Origin of the sequence: Thioclava sp. UBA3469, assembly GCF_002378135.1 — a bacterium.
GTDB classification, from domain to species: Bacteria; Pseudomonadota; Alphaproteobacteria; order Rhodobacterales; family Rhodobacteraceae; genus Thioclava; species Thioclava sediminum.
Map to the genome: position 1 here is coordinate 4,272 of NZ_DFRG01000056.1, position 5,972 is coordinate 10,243.

Annotated in this window: 8 protein-coding genes; 6 read left to right on the top strand and 2 right to left on the bottom strand. The window is 68.2% G+C overall.

Annotation, left to right across the window (positions count from 1 at the left end; translation table 11 throughout):
- The 5 genes from B3D39_RS04100 to B3D39_RS04120 all read left to right on the top strand — a co-directional run.
- A partial coding sequence (locus B3D39_RS04100; RefSeq protein ID WP_286789409.1) for an ABC transporter substrate-binding protein occupies positions 1-392 on the top strand: 392 nt, incomplete at its 5' end.
- 4 nt (positions 393-396) lie between these two features.
- The gene (locus tag B3D39_RS04105; RefSeq protein WP_414717966.1) at positions 397-1,458 is read left to right on the top strand and encodes a FecCD family ABC transporter permease; all 1,062 of its coding nucleotides are present in this window, start codon (positions 397-399) and stop codon (positions 1,456-1,458) included.
- A 2-nt stretch (positions 1,459-1,460) separates the two neighbouring features.
- Positions 1,461-2,240: a heme ABC transporter ATP-binding protein gene (locus B3D39_RS04110; protein WP_274961667.1), complete on the top strand. Its 780-nt coding sequence runs from the start codon at positions 1,461-1,463 to the stop codon at positions 2,238-2,240.
- Between the two features lie 120 nt (positions 2,241-2,360).
- Positions 2,361-2,696, top strand: a complete 336-nt coding sequence (locus B3D39_RS04115; protein WP_274961666.1) for a DUF1992 domain-containing protein — start codon at positions 2,361-2,363, stop codon at positions 2,694-2,696.
- A gap of 109 nt (positions 2,697-2,805) precedes the next feature.
- The gene (locus tag B3D39_RS04120) at positions 2,806-3,639 is read left to right on the top strand and encodes a CPBP family intramembrane glutamic endopeptidase (RefSeq protein ID WP_274961665.1); all 834 of its coding nucleotides are present in this window, start codon (positions 2,806-2,808) and stop codon (positions 3,637-3,639) included.
- A 17-nt stretch (positions 3,640-3,656) separates the two neighbouring features.
- Here the strand turns inward: B3D39_RS04120 and B3D39_RS04125 are convergent, their stop codons facing one another.
- Positions 3,657-4,484 carry a DUF6544 family protein gene (locus B3D39_RS04125; protein ID WP_274961664.1) on the bottom strand — a complete coding sequence of 276 codons (828 nt, stop codon included), beginning with the start codon at positions 4,482-4,484 and terminating at the stop codon, positions 3,657-3,659.
- 350 nt (positions 4,485-4,834) lie between these two features.
- Here B3D39_RS04125 and B3D39_RS04130 point away from each other — a divergent pair, with 350 nt between their 5' ends.
- Positions 4,835-5,587: an SDR family oxidoreductase gene (locus tag B3D39_RS04130; protein WP_274961663.1), complete on the top strand. Its 753-nt coding sequence runs from the start codon at positions 4,835-4,837 to the stop codon at positions 5,585-5,587.
- A 30-nt stretch (positions 5,588-5,617) separates the two neighbouring features.
- On the opposite strand, the gene B3D39_RS04135 is transcribed toward B3D39_RS04130, so the two are convergent.
- The coding region (locus tag B3D39_RS04135; protein ID WP_286789410.1) for a TSUP family transporter at positions 5,618-5,972 on the bottom strand (355 nt) is incomplete at its 5' end.

The following is a 5,972-nucleotide window of genomic DNA, read 5'->3' on the forward strand; positions in this document are numbered from 1 at the left end:
CGGGCGCTGTCGCCACGCCGAAGCGGCTGCTCTTCGTGCTGTCTTTGCAGAACGGCCGCGTGATGGCAGGCGGCGAAGGCTCCTCGGCCGAGGCGATCATCGAGCTTGCGGGCGGGGTGAATGCCGCGACAGGGTTCGCCGGATACAAACCCGTCACCGACGAGGCGATCCTTGCCGCCGATCCGGACGTGATCCTGACGATGGATCGCGAGGGCGAAATGGCGGTGACCGAGCGCGACATCCTCGCCCATCCTGCGCTGGGGCAGACCCGCGCGGCCCGGGGCGGCGCGCTGGTCGCGATGGACGGGATGCTGCTTCTGGGCTTCGGGCCGCGCACGCCGCAGGCCGCGCAAGCTCTGCATGCAGCGCTTTATCCCGAGGCGGAGGGCTGAGGCGATGGCGATGACCTCCCTCGCCCTGCCCGACGCCGCGCGCCGACCCTGCGCGCCGCTGCGGCTCGGGCTGATCGCGCTGCTGGTGATCGCGGCGGCGCTGTCGCTCGGGACCGGGGCGGCGGGGGTCTCGCTGCCGCAGGTTCTGGGCCAATGGCTGACCGGCGAAGAAATCTCGACCCGCGACCGCGTCGTACTGCTCGACATCAGGCTGCCACGGCTGATCATGGGGTTGATGGTCGGGGCGGCGCTCGCGGTGGCGGGCGCGGTGATGCAGGGGCTGTTTCGCAACCCGCTCGCCGATCCCGGCATCATCGGCGTCGGCGCAGGCGCGGGCCTCGGCGCCGTCGCGATGATCGTGCTGAGCGGCTTCCTCCCCGCCGCCATCGCCGCATTTTTCGGCACATGGCTGGTGCCCGTCGCGGCCTTCGGCGGGGCGTGGACGGCCACGCTGCTGCTCTATCGGGTTGCCAGCCGGGGCGGTCAGGTTTCCATCGCGACGCTGCTTCTGGCCGGGATCGCGCTGGCCGCGCTGGCGGGCGCGCTGACCGGTATCCTAACCTATCTCGCCGATGACACGCAGCTGCGCGACCTGACCTTCTGGGGCATGGGCTCGCTGGCAGGCGCGAGCGATATGAAGCTGCTGGTCGGCGGGCTGCTGATCGGGCCCGCGCTGATCCTGACCCCGCGGCTTGCGCGCGGGCTGAACGCGCTGGCACTGGGCGAGGCGACGGCGGCGCATATGGGCCACGATATCGAGCGGCTCAAGCATCGCGCGGTGATCGGCGTCGCGGCGCTGGCGGGGGCTGCGGTCGCGATGGCGGGGGGGATCGGTTTCGTGGGCATCGTGGTGCCGCATCTGCTGCGCATCGCGGGCGGGCCGGATCACAAGACGCTGCTGGTGGATGCGGCCCTCCTCGGCGCGGCGCTTCTGGTGCTCGCCGATCTGATCGCGCGGCTGGTGGTCGCGCCCGCGGAACTGCCAATCGGGATCGTCACCGCCATTCTGGGCGCGCCGGTCTTCCTGTGGATCCTGATCCGCCGTCAGGGATTGGGAGGGGTCTGAACATGCTGGAGATTTCCGATCTGCATGTCGCGCGGGGGCGTAGCGGCGTGTTGCACGGCCTCTCGCTGACCGCCCAACCGGGCGCGGTGACGGTGATCCTCGGCCCGAACGGCTCGGGCAAATCCACGCTGGTGCAAGCGGCCTCGGGGGCGCTGCCCTATCGCGGGCGGATCACGCTGCAAGGTCATGAGATCGCGAAGACGCCCGCCTGGCGGCTGGCCGCGCTGCGCGCCGTGCTGGAGCAATCGAACAGCGTCGCCTTTCCCTTCACCGTGGTCGAGGTCGTGGGGATGGGGCTGCATGCCGGGATCGAGGCCGATCACCCCGAAATCGTGGCCGCCGCTTTGGCCGAGGTCGGGTTGAGCGATCTGGCCCATCGCCCGATCCAGTCGCTGTCAGGCGGCCAGCAGGCCCGCGCGCATCTGGCGCGGGTGCGGGCGCAGGTCTGGCAACCGGTCAGTCACGCGGGGCCGCGCTGGCTTCTGGTCGACGAACCGGTCGCGAGCCTCGATATCGCGCATCAGCTGGAGGTGATGGCGATCCTGCGGCGCTTCGCCGATGCGGGTGGTGGCGTGGTCGCGGTGATGCATGACCTCAACCTCTCGGCGCAGCTGGCCGACGAGATGGTGCTGATGCGCGAAGGCCGGATCGAGGCGCATGGGCCGCCCGAGGCGGTGATGCGCGGGCCGGTCCTCAGTCGCACCTATGGATGCGAGTTGCAGGTGGGCGCGGCGACCTCGGATGGGCTTTGGGTTCTGCCGCAATTCGCGCGACCGGCCTGAACCCGCGCGCCGTCTTTCACAAGTTTCGCACAGAACTCTGAGTGTTCGCATCGCTCTAAGCGCGCTATGCTCGCGGCAGTGCCGCGCCTCCTGCGGCGCCGGAACAGGCAGGACCGTCGCATGACCCAATCCTTGAACCGCCTCGTCGAGCGGCAAATCCAGAAGGCCCTCGCGGAGGGCCAGCTGAGCGGTCTCTCGGGCGAGGGCAAACCGCTCCCGGATCGCTCGGGCGAGGCGTTCACCGATATGGCAACGGCGGTGGCGTCGCGCATCATGGCCGAAGCCGGGGCGCTGCCCGAGGAGTTCAAGCTCAAGAAGCTGCTGGAGGCCGCCAAAGAGAGCTACCGGGAGGCGGAGGGAGAGGATGCCAAACACGTCGCGATGGCGCTGATCGCCGATCTGGAACAGCGCTACAACATCGCGGTGGAGGCGCGGCGACGCTTCATGGCCCCTTAGCCTGTCGTGGGCGTTCGAGGCTCGATCCGCTTGACCCAGAACAAGGAAACCCGCGCGGAAAACGGCGACGGTAACGCGTTTCCTGACGTCACGCTCCAAGGCCAACCCAATGTCTGTCGCTCGCGAACACCCGACCCCGGCATCCACGGCGCTCGCCCTGCTCGCCTTTCTCGCACTGACCTTTGCGATCACGTGGGGCGTGATCGGCAGCTACATCTTCTGGCCTGACGCCATGGCCGCGCGGTTCGGCCAGATCAGCGGCGCGCATCCGCTCTTCTTTCTGGCCACCTGGGCCCCGGCCATCGCGGCTTTCACGGTGGTTGTGACCTCCGCGGGACTAGGCGGCTTGCGCCGGTTCCTGTCGCGGCTTCTGATCTGGCGCTGTCCCGCGCCGTGGTGGGGCTTCATCCTGTTCGTGATCCCGCTCGTCTTCATGGGGGGCTCAACGATCAAGGGCGGCCCCCTCATCGCACCGATACCGCCCGAGGGCGGGGGCGCGATGGTCAGCGTGATGTTCATGATGCTGATTCTCGGTCCCATCGAGGAATTCGGCTGGCGCGGCGTCGCGCAACCGCTGTTGCAGCGCCATATCGCACCGTTCTGGGCGGGCGTGCTGATCGGCGCGATCTGGGGCGTCTGGCACCTGCCCGCCTTCTACCTCGCCGGGGTGGTCTTCGCGCAATGGAGCTTCCTGCCCTTCTTCATCGGCAACATCACCCTCGCGGTTCTGGTCACGCCGATCTTCAACGCGGCGCGGGGCAGCCTTCTGTTTCCGATGCTGTTTCACTGGCAGCTCATCAACCCGTTCTGGCCGGATGCGCAGCCTTGGGACACGTGGATTCTGGTGGGCGTCGCCGCGATCGTCGTCTGGTGGAAGCGCGACATGATGTTCACGCGCGAAGGCGCCGTGACCGAAGTGATCCCCGGTGAAGCGCGGTTATGAGGCACGGGTAGGCGCCGTCACCTGGGAAAGCGGATGTCGGTGACATCGGCGATGTAAAACGGGAAATAGGCCTCACTCTCGAAGTTGTTCCCCGCCTCCACATGGGTCGGCAGCCGGAAGCCCTCGACCTCGCGAAACTCCGAAAGATAGCCGCCGAAGGGCTGAAGCTGGTGGTGCTTTTGCGGGTTCGCATTGCTCCAGCGCTGGAAGCGGACCTGCTCGGGGCGGCCATCCTCGGCGACGGTGAGATCGACCGCCTGCTCCAGCCCGTCATGGCGCATCGTCATCCGGGCGATGTTCGTGGAGACCGGCTCCCAGGTCACATTCGGGCCCGGCAGCACTGCGGCGGGCGTCCAGAACACCGCCTCGGCCACGTAGCGCCCGAAGGCGGAGCGTTTGTGATCCGCGCTGCCGCCGAACCGGGCCACGGGAGCGAGCCCAGCGATCCAGAACCGGGTCCATTTCGCGCTGTCGGAGCCGCTGAGACGCATCCCGCCTGTCCCACCCGACATCGCCCAGACGAAGCCATGCGGCGCGGCGAGGACCTGCGTGGCGCGCATCGGCATGTAACCGGGGGCGGATTTGTCACCCATGCCGAACTGCCCCTGCATCTCCAGCCGGGCGACGGTGTAGAGCGGCGTCCCCTCCGCGATGGCGAAGGTGAAAAACCGGCGCGCGGGCTCGGGAAGATCGGCGACGATATCGGCAGAGAAGCGCGGCGGATCGGTGGGCTGAAACGCACTCAGGCGCGCCATCTCGGCCCGGTCTGCCCGCAGGTCGAGACGCCGCCTTGCGAAAAGGCCGAAAAGACCGATGGCGACGATGGCCAGAACCCAAAGAGCCATGCGAGTTTGCTACCTTTCCATATCCGATCCGCGAGACGCCAATTGCGCGCCGTCCCGAACGTCAGGATAGCACAAAGACTCAACGCGCTTCGATCCGTTGGGCGCCCCCGCAGCCCGAGAACCGACCGCACCACGCGGATCATATAGTCGCAATCACGCGCCCGTGAAATTGCAGTTCCGCCCCCCTGCCCCTATCGTGCCGCGGCAAGCGGTGCGCGGGCGCGCAGGACTGGCCCCATGGGAAATCCCCGACTGGCCCTGTCGCACCGGCAGACCACGAAGACAGACTGGCCGCGACCGCCGCGCCGAGATGCGCGGCCCGACAGGCAGCAAGACAGGAAGGCCCCTTCATGACCAAAACCGCTCTCATCACCGGAGCCACCGCAGGGTTCGGCGACGCCATCGCCCGCCGTTTCGCCCATGAGGGCTGGAAGGTCATCGTGACCGGGCGCCGTCAGGAACGGCTCGACGCGCTGGTCGACGCGCTCGGCGGACCGGAGGTCGCGCATCCCCTCTGCTTCGACATCCGCGACGAGGCGGCGACACGTGCGGCGCTCGACAGCCTGCCCGAAGGCTTCGCGCAGATCGACGCGCTGATCAACAATGCGGGCCTCGCGCGCGGCACAGCGCCTGCGCAGGACTGCGATCTGGATGACTGGCGCGCGATGATCGACACCAACATCACCGGGCTCGCGGTGATGACGCGGCTCACGCTGGATCGGCTGATTGCGCGCCGGGGGTTGATCGTGAACCTCGCCTCTATCGCGGCGAACTGGCCCTATCCGGGCGGCAATGTCTATGGCGGGACGAAAGCCTTCGTGCAGCAGTTCTCGCTCGGGCTGCGCTCGGACCTGTCGGGCACCGGCGTGCGCGTAACCTCTATCGAGCCGGGCCTGTCGGAGAGCGAATTCACGCTGGTGCGCACCGGTGGCGACAAGGCGGCCTATGACAAGCTCTATGCCGGGGCCGATCCGCTGCAGCCCGAAGATATCGCCGAGAGCATCTACTGGGTCGCCGCCCTGCCCGCGCATGTGAACATCAACTCGATCGAGATCATGCCGGTGAGCCAGAGCTGGGCGCCGTTCCAGATCCACCGCGACTAAGGCTCAGATGCGAGACCGGCGCGGGGCCGATCACAGATAGACCGAGAGGCCCCGCCACCCTGCCAGCACCGCCGAGATCGCCATCACCGCGATCGCGATCTTGCGGTATTGCGCATGATCGAGCCGCGCGAAAGCCGCCGTGCCCGCCCAGGTGCCCAGCGCCATCGGCGGGACGGAAATCGCGGTCAGCCAGAGCACCTCCCCGTCAATCGCACCTGCGAGCCACAGCCCCGGCACCGCGATCACCGAAGCCACGAAGAAGAACAGCAGCAACGAGGCTCGGGTCTGCGCAGGCGGCGTGCCTGCGCCGAGATAATAGACCACAGCCGGCGGCCCGGGCATCGCGGCCAGACCTGAGAACGCGCCCGAGGCGACGCCCGCCAGC